Origin of the sequence: uncultured Nevskia sp. (genome assembly GCF_903885465.1) — a bacterium.
In the GTDB taxonomy this organism is placed as follows: Bacteria; Pseudomonadota; Gammaproteobacteria; order Nevskiales; family Nevskiaceae; genus Nevskia.
The window spans coordinates 1-14,035 of the sequence record NZ_CAISIQ010000299.1; the positions used below are offsets into that span (position 1 = coordinate 1).

Below are 14,035 nucleotides of genomic sequence, written 5' to 3' on the forward strand. Positions count from 1 at the left end.
CGCGTCTGGCACCCGGCGCTGTTCCGTTTCAGCCTGTTCGTCTGCATCTTCGGCGCGCTCGGGCTCGTGCTGTATTCCTAGGTCTGCCAAATGAATCCGAGAAACCTGCTGCGCCTGCTGTCGACCGGCCTGATCTTCGCCGCTGCCGTGGCCATCGGTCTGAGCTTATGGCGCCACTACCAGTATTCGCCGTGGACGCGTGATGGCCGGGTGAAGGCCGATGTCATCGCGATCGCACCCGATGTCTCCGGCGCGGTCGTCGAACTGCTGGTTGCCGAGAACCAGCTGGTGAAGCGTGGCGACGTGCTGCTGCGAATCGACTCCGAGCGCTACCAGCACGCACTGGCCGAAGCCGATGCCGCGGTCAGCGCCCGCAAGGCCGACTACGACATGAAGCGCAGCGAAGCGGCACGCCGCGCGAGTCTGTCCGGGATCGTGGTGTCCAGCGAAAGCCGCGAGGCTTCGGCATCGACCGCTTCATCGGCCGCCGCGCTCTACCACCAGGCGCAGGCCGCCCGCGATACCGCGGCGTTGAACCTGAAGCGTACCGAGGTGCTGGCGCCGGTCGATGGTTATGTCAGCAACCTCGAAGTCCACGCCGGCGACTACGCCAACGCCGGCCGGCCGATGCTGGCCCTGGTCGATGTCCGCTCGTTCCGCATCAACGGCTATTTCGAGGAAACCAAGCTGCCGTATCTGCACGAGGGCGATCCCGTGCGGATTCGGCTGATGAGTGGTGGCCCCGAACTGCGTGGCCATGTCGACGGCATTTCGCGCGGCATCACCGACCGCGACAACCCGCTCGGCCCGCGCCTGCTGGCCGACGTCAATCCCACCTTCAACTGGGTGCGTCTCGCTCAGCGCGTGCCGGTGCGGATCGCGCTCGATAAAGTGCCGGAAGGCACGGTGCTGGTCTCGGGCATGACCTGCACGGTGATCGTCGAACCGGTGGCCGCCGGCAGCTGAATGCTCAGGGCGCGGGAGTGGGCGTGCTCTGCGCGGTGGCCAGCAGCGCTTCGAGCTTCTGCTGGTAGTCCTTGTAGAAGCTGATGTCCTCGTTGGTGACATCGCTGGCGAGCTTGAAGACGTCGCCGCGGTTCGGTGTCACATCCTTCAGCAACAGGTTGATACCGCGCGCGCAGTTCAGGTTGGATGGATCGGCCTTCAGGCACTTCTGGTACTGGCGGTAGGCCAGACGGCGATCGGTATAGCTGTTGTTCCAGTAGTTGTAGCTATCCATCTCGACCAGATTGAAATAGGTCTTGCCCTTGTAGCGGGCCGGCGTTCCGCTGTTCAGGTCGGCCAGCGGTTCGTAGGCCGCGGTGATGCCGTTGCGGATGGCGGTTTCGAACGCGAACACGGTCTGCTCGTGCGGCGTCTTGCCGAGGATCTTGTCGACGCCCGGTGCCACGGCGTCACCGGCTGCGAAGATGCGGCCGAGTTCGAGGCAGGTGCCGCCGCAGTTGGCCGTGCAACCGGCACGGGCGATCGCCAGGCCCTTGGCCGGGTTCTTCTGTGCCGCGGTCACGCCGTTGCCGTAAACGTAGGCCTTGGTCAGCGTCGTCGCCACTTCGCACATCTTCCAGTTGGCGACCGGGTCACCGCCGCTGAGCCACTTCTTGGCGTAGCTGTCGTCGCCATAAGTTTCCAGCAGCTTGCCGCTGGCGATCGCGGCCTTGATCTCCTCGCGGACCGCCTGCTGCTGCTCCGGCGTGGTGTTCGCGTTTGGATACGGCGACGGCCTGTCGACGCAGGCCTCGACCTCGCAAAGGATCGAGTACTGGCTGTTAGCGAAGCGCTCGCGATCGCTCTCGTGGATCGATGCACTTTCCTCGGCGCTGAACTGCCGGCGCGGCTCGGGCGCATTCCGCTGCAGCATGCCTTCCATCTGCTTGCCGATGGTGGTCACCGAGCCGTAGTTGTCGGTCGGGCCGGTGGACTTGCACTTGCCGTAATCGGACGAGCGCGGATCGTTGTCGGCGTACTTTTCCTTGTCGGTGTTCAGGCAGGTATCGGCGAGCGCCGAGGTGGAGAACGCGGCGAAGCACAGCAGGGCGATCAGGATTCTGGACACGGTGGGCCTGGGGTTCGGTAAAGAGACTGCACGGGTTCGTGAAAGCGAACGGCACTTTGGCGACGTTTGCATTGTCTTGATTATCCCGTGACCCACGCACCCCCTATATCGGGGGTACGTCCCAACTATTGAAAGATGCCGGGTCGTGAATCGCGGATGCCGCCTCGGCGGGACCGAGGGTCATCCAGAAATCATTGTTCTCGCAGGGCTTCCCTGCCTATAGAAGGAGTTTTCCCATGGCTGCACCTGACAAAGTTGTCTATACCGCCCATGCCCACGCCACCGGAGGCCGCGATGGCCATGCCGTCACCGATGACGGCGTGCTCGATGTGAAGCTGGTGATACCGAAGGAAATGGGCGGCCCGGGTGTCGGCGGCACCAATCCCGAGCAATTGTTCGCTGCTGGCTACTCGGCCTGCTTCCTCGGCGCGCTGAAGTTCGTCGCCGGCAAGAGCAAGAAGACGCTGCCGGCCGACACCAAGGTCGCCGCCGCGATCGGCATTGGCCCGACCGCCACCGGCTTCGCGATCACCGCCGAACTGACGGTGACCATTCCCGGCCTCGATGCGGCGGAAGCCAAGACGCTGGTCGACGCCGCACATATCGTCTGCCCGTATTCGAATGCGACGCGCGGCAATGTCGATGTGAAGCTGAAGATCGCCTGATCGCGGCGCTGATCAGGGAATCAGCCAGTCCGCCGCCAGGTGGGCGCCGTCATCGCCGTAGCGGAACATCGCGCGGCGATGGCCGGCGTGATGCAGATACAGCGCTTCCAGCCGGGTGATCCGCGTTTCCAGTGCCACAAAGTTGGCTGCGCCAAGTTCGCTGTATTCGGGTGTCCAGCGCTCGTCGTCGAGTTCCGGCGGCAGGCCGCCCGTCGGTATCGGGCTGATCGAACTCGGTGGCGCCACGGCGTGATAGATGCGCCGGCTGTTCAGCACCGTGGTTTGCCAGCGGGCGCGGGCGATGTCGTCATCGTGATGGACTTTTGCCCGGCCCCAGGCGCGGAATTGCAGGCGCGAGGCTTCGTCGTACAAGGTCCAGGCGATTCTGGAATCGGCCGCCAGCTCGGCGATCTTCGGCGAGCGGATATCGGTGTGGCACCAGATGCGCCGGCTGGTGCCATCAGCACCGCGGAGAATCACCGTGCGCAGATTCGGGCCGTCATCGCCGATAGTGCCCAAAGTACCGGCATGAAACGGCGCGCGGAACGAGCCGCCGCCCGCTTCGAGCAAGGCCCAGGCTTCGGCTTCGATCGCGTCGAGGCTGTCCGGCGGCAGGCGCGCTTCGCTGCTCATCCATTGCCCCCGGCGAGCACGCTGCGTGGCGAGGTTTGCAGCACCTTGCGCAAGCTCAGATAACCGGCAGCAGCGACGATCAGCGCACCGGCGACCGTGCCCGCCAGCCATAGCAGCGGACGCGGGCCATACGGCAGTTCGAGCACCCGCGTCGCCAGCACCCAGGCCAGCGCCTGCGCAGCAAATGCCGCGACCGCACCGGCCAGTCCACCGAGCACCAGGTATTCGGCGATCAAGCCTTGGCGGATGGTCCGCGCCGATGCGCCGAGCGCGCGCAGCACGCCGGTTTCGCGAACCCGATCGGCGCGCGAGCCTTCGATCACCGCGAGCATCACGATCAGCCCGGCAAGCAGAGTGAACAGGAAGATGAATTCCAGCGCGCCGACGATGCGATCGACGATGGTCCGCACCTGATTCAGCGCCGCATCGAGATCGAGCGCGGTGACGTTCGGAAATTCGCGGATCAAGTCTCGAAGCAAGGCCCGCTGATCACGCGGCAGATAGAAACTGGCGATCCACTGCAGCGGCGGATTCAGGCCTTCGGCATCGAGTACGCCGGGCGGCGTGACCAGGAAGAAATTCGGCTTGAAGCTGTCCCATTTGATCTTGCGCACCGCGTGCACTTCCAGGGTCAGCGGCGTGCCGGCGAAGTCGATGGTGATGCTGTCGCCGATCTTCAGCTTAAGGCGTTCGACGGCATAGTCATCGACCGCCAGCCAGGGCTTGCCGCGCGCTTCCTCGCCCCAGGGCTGGCCGTCGATGAACGCGCTGTCCTCGCCGAAGTGGCTGGTCCAGCTCAGATTGAACTCGCGGTTGATCCAGCGGCGGGTTTCCGAATCGTCGAAGCTGTCGGCGGTAACGTCCTGGCCGCGTACGGCTTGCAGACGGCCACGGACCATCGGCACCGGATCGAGCGTGGCCACGCCGCGCGCCTTGAAGAAGGCCTGCAGCGGTTCACGCTGCTCCGGCAGGATGCCGATCAGGAACTGGTTCGGCGTTTCCGGCGGCAGCTTGTTCTTCCAGGTGGCAAGCAAGTCTTCGCGGACCACGGTGACCAGCAGCAGCGCCATCAGAGCTACACCCAGAGCCACGATCTGCGCTACCGCTGCGCCCTTGCGCCGAGCGATGTTGCCCAGGCCGAAACGCCAGGCGATGCCGCCACGCGAGCGGATGCCGGCCAGGCCGCGCACCAGAATCCAGGCGAACAGCGCGAGCACGCCGGCGGTGGCCAGCGCGCCGCCGAGCACGAAACCGGCAAGCTTCAGATTGCCGGCCTGCAACCAGAGCAGGGCAGCGATCGCGACGATCGCCGCGACCAGGCCCCAGACCGAGCCCCCAATCAAGCTGTGTCGCGGATCGGCCGCGCGCTGGAACACCCGCACCGGCGCGGTGTTCACCGAAGCGAGCACCGGCGGCAGTGCGAAGCCGGCGAGCATCAGCAGCACCAGGCCGAGCACCGCTGGCAGCGGCAACCAGCCCGGTGCCGGCAGCGCGATGTTCAGCACCGGTGCGGCGAGGTTGGCGAGCACCGCCTGCCCGACAACGCCGATCGCGGCACCGACACCACCGGCCAGCAAACCCAACAGCAGGATCTGCAGCACCAGCACCCGACGGATGAAGCCGCGCCGCGCGCCGAGCACTTTCAGCAGCGCCACTTCATCGCGCAGGCGAGTGCTGTACTGGCGCGCCGACAAGGCGACCGCCGCGGCGGCGAGCAGGATGGTCGCCAGCACCGCGATGTTCAGGAAGCTGCGAGCGCGGTTCATCGAATTGCTGATTTCCGGCCGGCCATTTTCCGGGGTCGTGAACTTGAACTTGTCCGGCAGCTTCAGGGCCTCGGCGGCAGCAAGCTGGTCACGCGTGCCGCCGAGCTGATAGCTGAGCTGCAGACGACTGCCGGGACCACCGAGCGCGGTGGCGGCCAGGTCGTCGGCATTGATGATCAGCGACGGCGCCAGTTCGGCGAAGGCGCCGCTGCGGCCCGGCTCCTCGGCAACGATGCGGCTGACCCGCAAGCTGCTGCTGCCGACCTGCAGGCCGGCATCGAGGCTCAAGCCGAGCACCGTCCACAGCCGCTGATCGACCCAGACTTCGCCGGATGCCGGTTGCGGCGGCGCCACTTCCGTCGCGCCATACGGCTCGCGGCTCAGCAGCAGCGCACCGCGCAGCGGATAACCGGCTTCGACGGCCTTGATCGTCGCCAGCTGGGTTTGTTCACCATCGACTCTGGCAACCACGCTCGGAAAGGTGGTGACGGTGACGATGCGGACGCCGATCTCGCGCAGCTTGGCGAGTTCGGCTTCCGGCAGCGGATCGCGGCCGGTGATGATCGCGTCGGCACCGAGCTGTTCGCCGGCACCGGATTCCAGCGCCAGCCGCACGCGATCGGTGAACAGGCCGACGGCGATCGCCGCAGCGGCCGCAACCGCGAGCGCCAGCACCAGCACGCGCAGTTCGCCACTGGTCCAGCCGCGCCGCAATCTCAGCAGCGCGAAGCGGAAAGCGCTGGCGGGTACGGCCAAGGCATCAGACATCGAAGCGGCCCGCATTCAGGCGCAGCACGCGATCGCAGCGCTCGGCCAGCTGCTGATCGTGAGTGACCAGCACCAGGGTGGCGCCGCGATCGCGATTGAGGGCGAACAGCAGATCGATGATCTTGGCGCCGGTAGCGGCATCGAGATTGCCGGTCGGCTCGTCGGCGAACAGGATTTCCGGGCCGGCGGCGAAGGCTCGGGCGATGGCGACTCGCTGCTGTTCGCCGCCGGACAGCTGATACGGATAGTGGCCGGTGCGCGCCGCGAGGCCGACCTGGGTCAGCGTGTCGCGGGCCAGCTTCTCGGCGTCGGCACGGTCGGCGAGTTCGGCCGGCAGCATGACGTTCTCCAGCGCCGTCAAACCGGCGAGCAACTGGAACGACTGGAATACGAAGCCGACGCGTCCGGCGCGTAATCGCGCCCGTCCATCCTCGTCGAGGCTTGAAAGTCGCTGGCCGGCCAGCATGATCTCCCCTGAACTGGGTGAATCCAGCCCGGCGAGCAGAGACAGCAAGGTGGTCTTGCCGGAGCCGGAAGCACCGACGATGGCCACCGATTCACCGGCGGCGATCGCCAGGTTCAGGCCGTTCAGGATCGCGATGCGCTCACCGCCGCTGACGATTTGCTGGACGATGTTTTCAGCCACAATCACTTTCGATTTCGAATCGCTGGCATCTGCGCTCATGCGTATACAACTCCCTGTTCGTCTGTTCCTGATGCTGGCGGGCTGGCTGTTCGCCGGCAGTGTCTGGGCTGCGCCGACGGTCCTCGTCTGGGGCGATTCCCTGAGTGCCGGCTACGGCGTGGATACCCGCAGCGGCTGGGTTGATTTATTGGCGCGGAAGCTCCGAACTCAAGCCGACACCAGCTTGAAGACCTGGAACGTGGTCAACGGTTCAGTCAGCGGTGAGACCACGGCCGGCGGCCTGGCCCGGCTGCCTGCGGCGCTGGCACGTCACAAGCCGAATGTGGTGCTGCTGGAACTCGGCGCCAATGACGGTCTGCGCGGGCTCGATCTGCAGCAGATGCGGGTCAATCTCGAAAAGATGAGCGATCTGGTGCTCGCCGCCGGCGCCAAGCCGGTGGTCTTCGAGATGCGCATTCCGAACAACTACGGCCCGGTGTTCACCGAACGCTTCCGTCGCGCCTTTGCCGATGTCGCCAAGGCCAAGCAGGCGCCGCTGATGCCGTTCTTCCTGGCTTCGATCGCCGAGGACCGGCCGCGCTGGTTCCAGGATGACGGCATCCACCCGCGCACCGAAGCGCAGCCGCAGATTCTCGATGCCGTCTGGCCGACCTTGTCGCCCCTGCTGAGGGCGGCTGCATCCTCCGGTTCGTCCAAGCCGTAACAGCAGTGGCTGGTGGTTCGCCACCAGTGGCCAGACAAGGCCGAGCCCATGGCGCATATTCGCCAGACACCAGCCACTGACCACCAGTCCCTGCGTCCCCCATGAAAATCGCTGTCATCGGCTCCGGCATCTCGGGCCTGTCTGCTGCCTATTTCCTTGCGCGCAAGCATGAGGTCACGCTGATCGAGCAGGATGGCCGCATCGGCGGTCATACCAACACCATCGCCATCAACACGCCGGAGGGGCCGGGCGCGGTGGACACCGGCTGGATCGTCTACAACGGCATCAACTATCCGAACCTGACCGCGCTGTTCAAGGAGCTGGAAGTGGCAACCCGGCCGACCAGCATGTCCTTCGCGGTATCGATCGGCGATGGCCGTTACGAGTGGAAGGGCAGCGACCACATGTGGACGGTGTTCGCGCAGTGGACCAACCTGTTCAAGCCCGGCCACATCCGCATGCTGCTGGAGATCCTCAAGCTCAACAAGCAGTGCAATGCGCTGCTGAAAGCCGGCACGCTGCCGAGCGGCTCGCTGGGCCAGTTCCTCGACGACCAGGGTTTTTCGCAGGCGCTGCGCCGCGACTATCTGCTGCCGATGGCCGGGATGATCTGGAGCTGCTCGCCGAAGGCCGCCGCGGAGTATCCAGCCGATGATTTCATGCGCTTCTTCGACAGCCACAGCCTGTTCACCGCAACCCAGCAGCCCACCTGGCATTCGGTCATCGGCGGCAGCAACACCTATGTCAAGCGGCTGATGGCGCGCTATCAAGGCGCCTTGAGTCTGAATACGCCGGTGCTCGGCATTCGCCGCGCGCCGGACGATGGCGTGCTGCTGCAACTGCCGGGTGGCGAGCAGCGCTTCGATCGCGTGGTCTGCGCCACCCATTCCGATCAGGCCCTGCGTCTGCTCAGCGACGCGTCCGATGCCGAGCGCGAAGTGCTGGCCGGCATCCCGTACAGCGAATCACGCGTGGTGCTGCACAGCGACGACAGCTTCCTGCCCAAGCGTCGTGCTGCCTGGGCGAGCTGGAATTACACCCATCCGGTCTCGGAGATTCACGACCAGCGCATTTCCGGCAGCTACTGGATGAACCTGCTGCAGCACATTCCGGGACCGGTGAACTACATCGTCACCCTGAATCCGCAGCGGCCGGTGGCGGCTGCCAAGATCATCTACGACATCGTCTACCACCACCCGCACTACACCGCCGCCAGCAAGCTGACCCACGCGAAACTGCCGGCGATCCAGGGTCGTGGCGGCCTGTGGTGGGCCGGTGCCTGGACCGGCTACGGCTTTCACGAAGACGGCCTGAAGTCCGGTCTTCGGGCGGTGCAGGGCATCGATGCGAGCTGTCTGCCGGAATGGACCGCGCTTTGATCCCGAGCCCGCCGGCCGCGCTCTACCCCAGCCGGGTGATGCATCGCCGGCTGATCGCGCCGCTGTACCGCTTCGTCTACCAGGTGTTCTACATCGTCTGGGATATCGACCGGATCGACGAAGCCGTTGCGCCGCTGCGGCTGCTGTCGCGCAACCGTTTCAACGTGCTGGCGATCCACGATCGCGACCACGGCAGTGGTCAGCTGGGCGCGTTGCGGTCGTGGGCGGAAACAATGCTGCAATCTGCCGGCATCACGCTGGACGGCGGTCGGATTCGTCTGCTGGCGTTCCCGCGGCTGTTCGGTTTCGCCTTCAATCCGATCTCGATGTGGTATTGCGAACACCGCGACGGTTCCTTGCGGGCGGTGATTGCCGAGGTGCGCAATACCTTCGGTGAAAAGCATTGCTATCTGCTCGCATCCGACGGCCAGCCGATGCCGTATGAGCACCTGCATGAGAAGGACAAGTGCTTCCACGTGTCGCCGTTCTTCGACCTCGTGGGCCGCTACCGTTTCACGCTCGACGATCCCGGCGAGCGGCTGCGGGTGGCGATCCACGAGACGCGGGACGGGGTGCCGATACTTGATGCAACGCTGGCCGGCGAGCGGGTATTGCTCACCGATCGCGCCATCGTCAAGCAGGTGCTGAAGATGCCGCTGATGACCTTCAAGGTGGTCGCCGGCATTCATTGGGAAGCCTTGAAAATCTGGTTGCGCGGCGGCCGCTTCCACGGCAAGCCGGCGCCGCCTGAACGTGAAGTGAGCTGAGTCGAGTTCTTCTTGATCAGGCTCGTCAGGCATCATCTGGACACCCTAGCCGCCGCCATGAACCACAACGACAGCAATCACGATCGCCGCGAACAGCTTCAGCAGATCATGGGCCGGGACGGTTTCTCGCCCGACTTGCCCGCTGACTTCGCCACTCGCGGCGACAATCGAGGCCTGAGCTGGGGCCTGAAGATCCTGATGTACATGATGTCCGGTGTGAAGGTCGGCACCCTCGACATCGTCCTGCCCAATGGCAGCACGCGCCGCTTCGAAGGCAGCGAGCCCGGCCCCCACGGCCTGTGGCAGATCAAGAGCGAGGCGCTGATGCGCCACCTGCTGACCGGCGGCGAAGTCGGCATCGGCGACGCCTACCTGGACGACTGCTGGGACACGCCGGATCTCACCCGCCTGCTGATGGTCATGTACCTCAACGAGCCGCACTACAAGGGCCCGTTCGAGATGAACTGGCTCGGCCGCTTCTTCGGCATGATCAAGCACAAGCTGAAAGCCAACACCAAGCGCACCGCGAAGAAGAACATCGAGTACCACTACGACCTCGGCAACGAGTTCTACAAGATGTGGCTCGATGAAACGATGGCGTACTCCTCCGGCATGTACATCCAGCCGAACGAAACGCTGATGGACGCGCAGATCAACAAGTTCCGGCTGATGTACGAGCGCCTGGACCTGCGCCCCGAGCACACGCTGCTCGAGATCGGCTCCGGCTGGGGCGGCTTCGCGATCTACGCGGCGACGCATTCCGGTTGCCGGGTGCACTCGATCACCTTGTCCAACGAGCAGTACGCGGAAGCGAAGATCCGGGCCGAGAAGGCCGGCGTATCGGATCGCGTCACCTTCGAGATCCGCGACTACCGCGACGTCACCGAAACCTATGACCGCGTGGTGTCGATCGAAATGTACGAAGCCGTCGGCGAGGAATACTGGCCAGGCTATTTCCAGGCGATCGGCAAGGCGCTGAAGCCGGGCGGCGTGGCGGCGATCCAGGGCATCACCATCAATCCGGCGATCTTCGACAACTATCGTTCGAAGCGCGATTTCATCCAGAAGTACATCTTCCCGGGCGGCATGCTGTGCCCGCCGACCTTGTTCGAAACGCTGTCGAAGCAGGCCGGCCTGGTGGCCAGCGATGCCCGGTTCTACGCCAAGGACTACGCTGATACGCTCGCTGCCTGGCATCGCAACGTGCTGAGCGTGCGGGAACAGATCGTCAAGCAGTTCGACGAGCGCTTCCTGCGCATGTGGCGCTATTACCTGAGCTACTGTGAATGCGGCTTCCGCACCGGCTCGATCGACTTGATGCACATCACGCTGACCAAACAAAGCTGAGGTTTTGATGAAGTTCGGACTGGGCCTGTTTGCGGTCCTCGCGTTCGCCTCCCTTGTCGGGGCATCGACCTGGGCCACCGGCCACGTCAGCATCGTGCCGGCGATCAATGATCTGATCGCCAACCCGGCCGCGAACTACAACGCCTGGTTCGTGGCAACCTTGTTCGACACCTTCTACGCCTTCCTGTGGTTCTGGCTGTGGATCGCCTACAAGGAAACCTCGTGGCTGGCGCGGGTCCTGTGGCTGGTTGCGGTGCTGCTGACCGGCAATATGGCGATGGCGGTCTACGCGCTGATTCAACTTGCCAAGCTGCCGCCGAACGCGACCATCGAAGACTTCCTGCTGCGCCGCAAGCCGGCTGTTCGGTGAGCGATCCAGCCACCGCCGTCGTCGCACCGGGCCAGTCGTTCTGGCGTCGGAAAGTCGTCGGGCCGGTGCTGGCCCAGCTTCGGCAAGGCATCACCCCGGAAAAGATCGCGCTGACCGCCGCGCTCGGCGCGGTGATCGCCGTGTTCCCGATCCTGGGTTCCACCACGGTGCTGTGCGGCCTCGTCGCCTGGGGCCTGCGCCTGAACCAGCCGATCATCCAGTTGGTGAACTACCTCTGCTATCCGCTGCAGTTCGTGCTGCTGCTGCCGTTCTATCGAGCCGGCGAATGGTTCGGCGCGCCGCACGTGGCGCTGTCGATTCCCGAAATGATGAGCCGCTTCCAGGCCGGGCCGACGGAGTTCATCGCCGAATTCGGGCTGGTGGCGCTCGGCGGCGTCGCGGCCTGGATGGTCGCCGCGCCGCTGGCGATCATGGCGCTGTACTTCGGCCTGCGGCCGGCGCTGCGCCGGCTGGCAAGGCGTAGCCGCGCAGTAACGCCAATCTAGCCGCTAGCCGCGCGGCACCTTGATCATCGCGCCGACGCGCAACACGTCGGCGTCGCCGAAGCCGTTCAATTCCTGCAGTGCACTGATCGACGTCCGGTAGCGCTTGGCGATCGCGCCCAAGGTCTGGCCCGAGCGCACGCGATGGGTGCCGTGCTGAGCAACGGCCTTGGCCACCGACACGCTCGGCGATTCCGCCTTGACCTTGATCGGATGCGCCGCGGTCTGTGCCGCCGGCTTGGTGTCGATCACCGCCACCATCAGCTTGTCGTCCCCGGTCGGAATCTGCAGGTTCTGGCCCTTGCGCAGCTTGCTGCCATTGCCGAGGTTGTTGGCGACCAGGATGTCCTTGCTCGACACGCCGTAGCGCTTGGCGATCTTGCCCAGCGAATCGCCGCGGGCGACGACGTGAGTCGAATAGAGGCGGATCTGGCTGTCGTGGCGCTGGTCCGGGGTCAGCGTCGCGTAAGCGATGTCGAAGCGCTGGCCGGCACCGCTCGGCACGCGAATCTCATGGTCCGGCGGCACGCGCAGGCGGCCGTTGACCACTTCCGGGCGGAACGCCGGGTTGAGGCGCTGGAACTCCTCGTCATCGGCGCCGGCCAGCTTGCGCAGGGTGTCGTAGCGCACGTAGTCGTGGGTGCGCACGGTATCGAAGCGCAGCAGCGGTTCGCGCTGCAGTTCGCCGTAATGGCTGCGGTAATCGCGCTCGATCTCGCTAGCGGCGATGAACTCCGAGTAGAAGTTCGACGACGCGAAGCCGAAGGACTTGGCCTGGTAGTGCTCGATCAGGTCGGTCAGGGTGGTGCCGTTGACTTCGCGCAGGCCCTTGGCGATGCCGCCGCGGCCGTGGTTGTAGGCGGTCAGCGCCAGCGGCCAGCTGCCGAGCGCGTCGTAATCGTCGCGCAGATGGCGGGCGGCGGCGTCGGTGGAGGTCCACGGGTCGCGGCGATCGTCGACGACATTGTTCAGGCGCATGTAGATGCGCGCCGATGACGGAATGAACTGCCAGAGCCCGGCGGCGGCGGCCTTCGAATAGGCATCAACATTGAAGCTGGATTCGACCAGCGGCAGGCGGGTCAGCCGGGTCGGCAGGCCGTAGCCGGCAAAGATCCGCTCCATCTCTGGCAGATAGCGGCCGGAGATTTCCAGCGCGTGCTGGGTGCGCTCGCGCAGGCCGCGCTGGAAGCGCAGATCCTCGGCGGCCTTCTCGTAGCGCTTCGGGTTCTGATCGTTGCCGAACAGGGCGACGATCCGGGCCTGATCGGCCGGCAGCAGATCCGGGTTGATCACTTCGCCGCCGTCGATGCGCGCCTGCAGCCCGCGCAGGTTGGCTTCGAGATCGGTCCGCGCGGCTTTTTCCTCGCGGCTCTTCTTGGCAGCCAGCTCGTTCGGCGACAGCACGGCGGCATCGGCGCGGAAATCGAGCACCGTGAACACCTTGGAAACATCATCCTTGGTGTGCAGCGCGCTGTTGTTTTCAGACCATTCGGCGAACACCTGCTTCCAGAAGTCGACCCTTGGCTTGATCAGGCTCGGCGTCGGGAAATTCGGATCCTCGAGTACCACCGTGGCAGCAGCAGGCGCGACGACGGCCGCAGCGGCGGCGCCCGGCGCATCGCTTGCGGCAAGCGGCGCGGCGAAGCTGGCGAGCAGCACCAGGATCAGGGGATTTTTCGACATGGTGTTCGGTGCTCGGGACGGCTGTGAACGTCAGAAACGGATGCTGGACCGGATGCTATCGCAGCGTTCGATCAGGCGACAATGAATGTGCAAAGACCGTTCCGCCGAAGCGACCGCAGAAGGCCGCTCGCAGGTTCCTGCACCTTACTCCGGAGTTCCCCGATGTCCACTGCCGTCAACGCCGAAACACTGTGCCTGCTCGCTGCCGGCAGCTTCTTCATGACCGGCCTGCTGACCGGTTGGTGGAAGTACCGCTGCATCGCCACCAGCGCCGAAGCCGCCGCGCCGGTCTATGTCGACATCGCTCATCGCGCAGCCCTCATGTACGCGTTCTCGGCAATGCTGATCCGCGAATTCGTGCCGTATTCGCCGCTGTCCGCAGCCGGCACCTCGCTGGCCGTGGCTGCGCCGCTGCTGTTCTTCGCGCTGGCGATCGCCACCTATGTGCTGCACGGCATCCTGCGCGATACCGACAACCAGATGCGCAATCCGCATCGCCTGGGCAATGGCACCTTGCCCGGCTTCGCGATCCACGGCTTCATGTGGCTGCTGGCGCTGGCCGAGATCGGCGGCTTCGCAGTGCTGCTCTGGGGCTTCCTGCGGTCGATCGCTTGAGGCTGTCGGTTAAGCTAATTGCGTCCCCCTCCTGATCCCACTTTGCAGCCATGGCCCAGCCTTATCCGCCGATCGAGCCGTATCGCACGCAACGCCTGAAGGTTTCGGCGCTGCAC

Annotated in this window: 15 protein-coding genes; 10 read left to right on the plus strand and 5 right to left on the minus strand. The window is 65.1% G+C overall.

What is annotated here, in order from left to right:
* Together QZY06_RS22210 and QZY06_RS11520 are read left to right on the plus strand one after the other, a co-directional pair.
* The coding region (locus QZY06_RS22210) for a DUF1656 domain-containing protein (protein ID WP_367275618.1) at positions 1–81 on the plus strand (81 nt) is incomplete at its 5' end.
* A gap of 9 nt (positions 82–90) precedes the next feature.
* On the plus strand, positions 91–966 hold the full coding sequence (locus tag QZY06_RS11520; protein ID WP_295684335.1) for an HlyD family secretion protein: 876 nt from the start codon (positions 91–93) through the stop codon (positions 964–966).
* A gap of 4 nt (positions 967–970) precedes the next feature.
* Here QZY06_RS11520 and QZY06_RS11525 read toward each other — a convergent pair whose 3' ends face one another.
* A complete protein-coding gene (locus tag QZY06_RS11525; protein ID WP_295684336.1) occupies positions 971–2,074 on the minus strand; it encodes a hypothetical protein in 1,104 nt (367 codons plus the stop codon).
* Between the two features lie 236 nt (positions 2,075–2,310).
* On the opposite strand from QZY06_RS11525, the gene QZY06_RS11530 reads away from it, so the two are divergent.
* Complete coding sequence (locus QZY06_RS11530; protein ID WP_295684338.1) at positions 2,311–2,739, plus strand: organic hydroperoxide resistance protein; 429 nt, start codon at positions 2,311–2,313, stop codon at positions 2,737–2,739.
* Between the two features lie 12 nt (positions 2,740–2,751).
* Here QZY06_RS11530 and QZY06_RS11535 read toward each other — a convergent pair whose 3' ends face one another.
* Genes QZY06_RS11535 through QZY06_RS11545 form a run of 3 tightly spaced genes read right to left on the minus strand, consistent with a single transcriptional unit; the run spans position 2,752 to position 6,591 of the window.
* Positions 2,752–3,372 (minus strand): pyridoxamine 5'-phosphate oxidase family protein, encoded by a 621-nt coding sequence (locus QZY06_RS11535; RefSeq protein ID WP_295684341.1) that lies wholly within the window; start codon positions 3,370–3,372, stop codon positions 2,752–2,754.
* Positions 3,369–5,906, minus strand: coding sequence for an FtsX-like permease family protein (locus QZY06_RS11540; protein ID WP_295684343.1), 2,538 nt, complete (start codon positions 5,904–5,906; stop codon positions 3,369–3,371). Before QZY06_RS11540 ends, QZY06_RS11535 begins: the two co-directional genes overlap by 4 nt.
* Positions 5,899–6,591, minus strand: a complete 693-nt coding sequence (locus QZY06_RS11545; RefSeq protein ID WP_295684345.1) for an ABC transporter ATP-binding protein — start codon at positions 6,589–6,591, stop codon at positions 5,899–5,901. The genes QZY06_RS11540 and QZY06_RS11545 overlap by 8 nt, the downstream gene beginning before the upstream one ends.
* On the opposite strand from QZY06_RS11545, the gene QZY06_RS11550 reads away from it, so the two are divergent.
* The 6 genes from QZY06_RS11550 (at position 6,590) to QZY06_RS11575 (ending at position 11,624) form a co-directional block, all read left to right on the plus strand.
* A complete protein-coding gene (locus QZY06_RS11550; RefSeq protein WP_295684347.1) occupies positions 6,590–7,255 on the plus strand; it encodes an arylesterase in 666 nt (221 codons plus the stop codon). The two genes, QZY06_RS11545 and QZY06_RS11550, sit on opposite strands and share 2 nt — an antisense overlap.
* Positions 7,256–7,356: 101 nt before the next feature.
* Positions 7,357–8,634 carry an NAD(P)/FAD-dependent oxidoreductase gene (locus tag QZY06_RS11555; RefSeq protein ID WP_295684350.1) on the plus strand — a complete coding sequence of 426 codons (1,278 nt, stop codon included), beginning with the start codon at positions 7,357–7,359 and terminating at the stop codon, positions 8,632–8,634.
* On the plus strand, positions 8,619–9,401 hold the full coding sequence (locus QZY06_RS11560; protein ID WP_295684353.1) for a DUF1365 domain-containing protein: 783 nt from the start codon (positions 8,619–8,621) through the stop codon (positions 9,399–9,401). The genes QZY06_RS11555 and QZY06_RS11560 overlap by 16 nt, the downstream gene beginning before the upstream one ends.
* A gap of 57 nt (positions 9,402–9,458) precedes the next feature.
* Positions 9,459–10,748: a cyclopropane-fatty-acyl-phospholipid synthase family protein gene (locus tag QZY06_RS11565; protein ID WP_295684357.1), complete on the plus strand. Its 1,290-nt coding sequence runs from the start codon at positions 9,459–9,461 to the stop codon at positions 10,746–10,748.
* A gap of 7 nt (positions 10,749–10,755) precedes the next feature.
* Complete coding sequence (locus QZY06_RS11570; protein ID WP_295684360.1) at positions 10,756–11,118, plus strand: DUF1475 family protein; 363 nt, start codon at positions 10,756–10,758, stop codon at positions 11,116–11,118.
* Positions 11,115–11,624 (plus strand): DUF2062 domain-containing protein, encoded by a 510-nt coding sequence (locus tag QZY06_RS11575; protein WP_295684361.1) that lies wholly within the window; start codon positions 11,115–11,117, stop codon positions 11,622–11,624. The genes QZY06_RS11570 and QZY06_RS11575 overlap by 4 nt, the downstream gene beginning before the upstream one ends.
* 3 nt (positions 11,625–11,627) lie before the next feature.
* Here the strand turns inward: QZY06_RS11575 and QZY06_RS11580 are convergent, their stop codons facing one another.
* A complete protein-coding gene (locus QZY06_RS11580; RefSeq protein ID WP_295684364.1) occupies positions 11,628–13,304 on the minus strand; it encodes a lytic transglycosylase domain-containing protein in 1,677 nt (558 codons plus the stop codon).
* A gap of 162 nt (positions 13,305–13,466) precedes the next feature.
* On the opposite strand from QZY06_RS11580, the gene QZY06_RS11585 reads away from it, so the two are divergent.
* Positions 13,467–13,919: a hypothetical protein gene (locus tag QZY06_RS11585; RefSeq protein WP_295684367.1), complete on the plus strand. Its 453-nt coding sequence runs from the start codon at positions 13,467–13,469 to the stop codon at positions 13,917–13,919.
* The last annotated feature ends 116 nt before the right edge of the window (positions 13,920–14,035 follow it).

Coding starts and splice junctions, on each gene's coding strand:
- QZY06_RS11560 (WP_295684353.1), top strand. CDS start 8,619: ATGGACCGCGCTTTGATCCCGAGCCCGCCGGCCGCGCTCTACCCCAGC.
- QZY06_RS11555 (WP_295684350.1), top strand. CDS start 7,357: ATGAAAATCGCTGTCATCGGCTCCGGCATCTCGGGCCTGTCTGCTGCC.
- QZY06_RS11530 (WP_295684338.1), top strand. CDS start 2,311: ATGGCTGCACCTGACAAAGTTGTCTATACCGCCCATGCCCACGCCACC.
- QZY06_RS11535 (WP_295684341.1), bottom strand. CDS start 3,372: ATGAGCAGCGAAGCGCGCCTGCCGCCGGACAGCCTCGACGCGATCGAA.
- QZY06_RS11545 (WP_295684345.1), bottom strand. CDS start 6,591: ATGAGCGCAGATGCCAGCGATTCGAAATCGAAAGTGATTGTGGCTGAA.
- QZY06_RS11520 (WP_295684335.1), top strand. CDS start 91: ATGAATCCGAGAAACCTGCTGCGCCTGCTGTCGACCGGCCTGATCTTC.
- QZY06_RS11565 (WP_295684357.1), top strand. CDS start 9,459: ATGAACCACAACGACAGCAATCACGATCGCCGCGAACAGCTTCAGCAG.
- QZY06_RS11570 (WP_295684360.1), top strand. CDS start 10,756: ATGAAGTTCGGACTGGGCCTGTTTGCGGTCCTCGCGTTCGCCTCCCTT.
- QZY06_RS11550 (WP_295684347.1), top strand. CDS start 6,590: ATGCGTATACAACTCCCTGTTCGTCTGTTCCTGATGCTGGCGGGCTGG.
- QZY06_RS11580 (WP_295684364.1), bottom strand. CDS start 13,304: ATGTCGAAAAATCCCCTGATCCTGGTGCTGCTCGCCAGCTTCGCCGCG.
- QZY06_RS11540 (WP_295684343.1), bottom strand. CDS start 5,906: ATGTCTGATGCCTTGGCCGTACCCGCCAGCGCTTTCCGCTTCGCGCTG.
- QZY06_RS11585 (WP_295684367.1), top strand. CDS start 13,467: ATGTCCACTGCCGTCAACGCCGAAACACTGTGCCTGCTCGCTGCCGGC.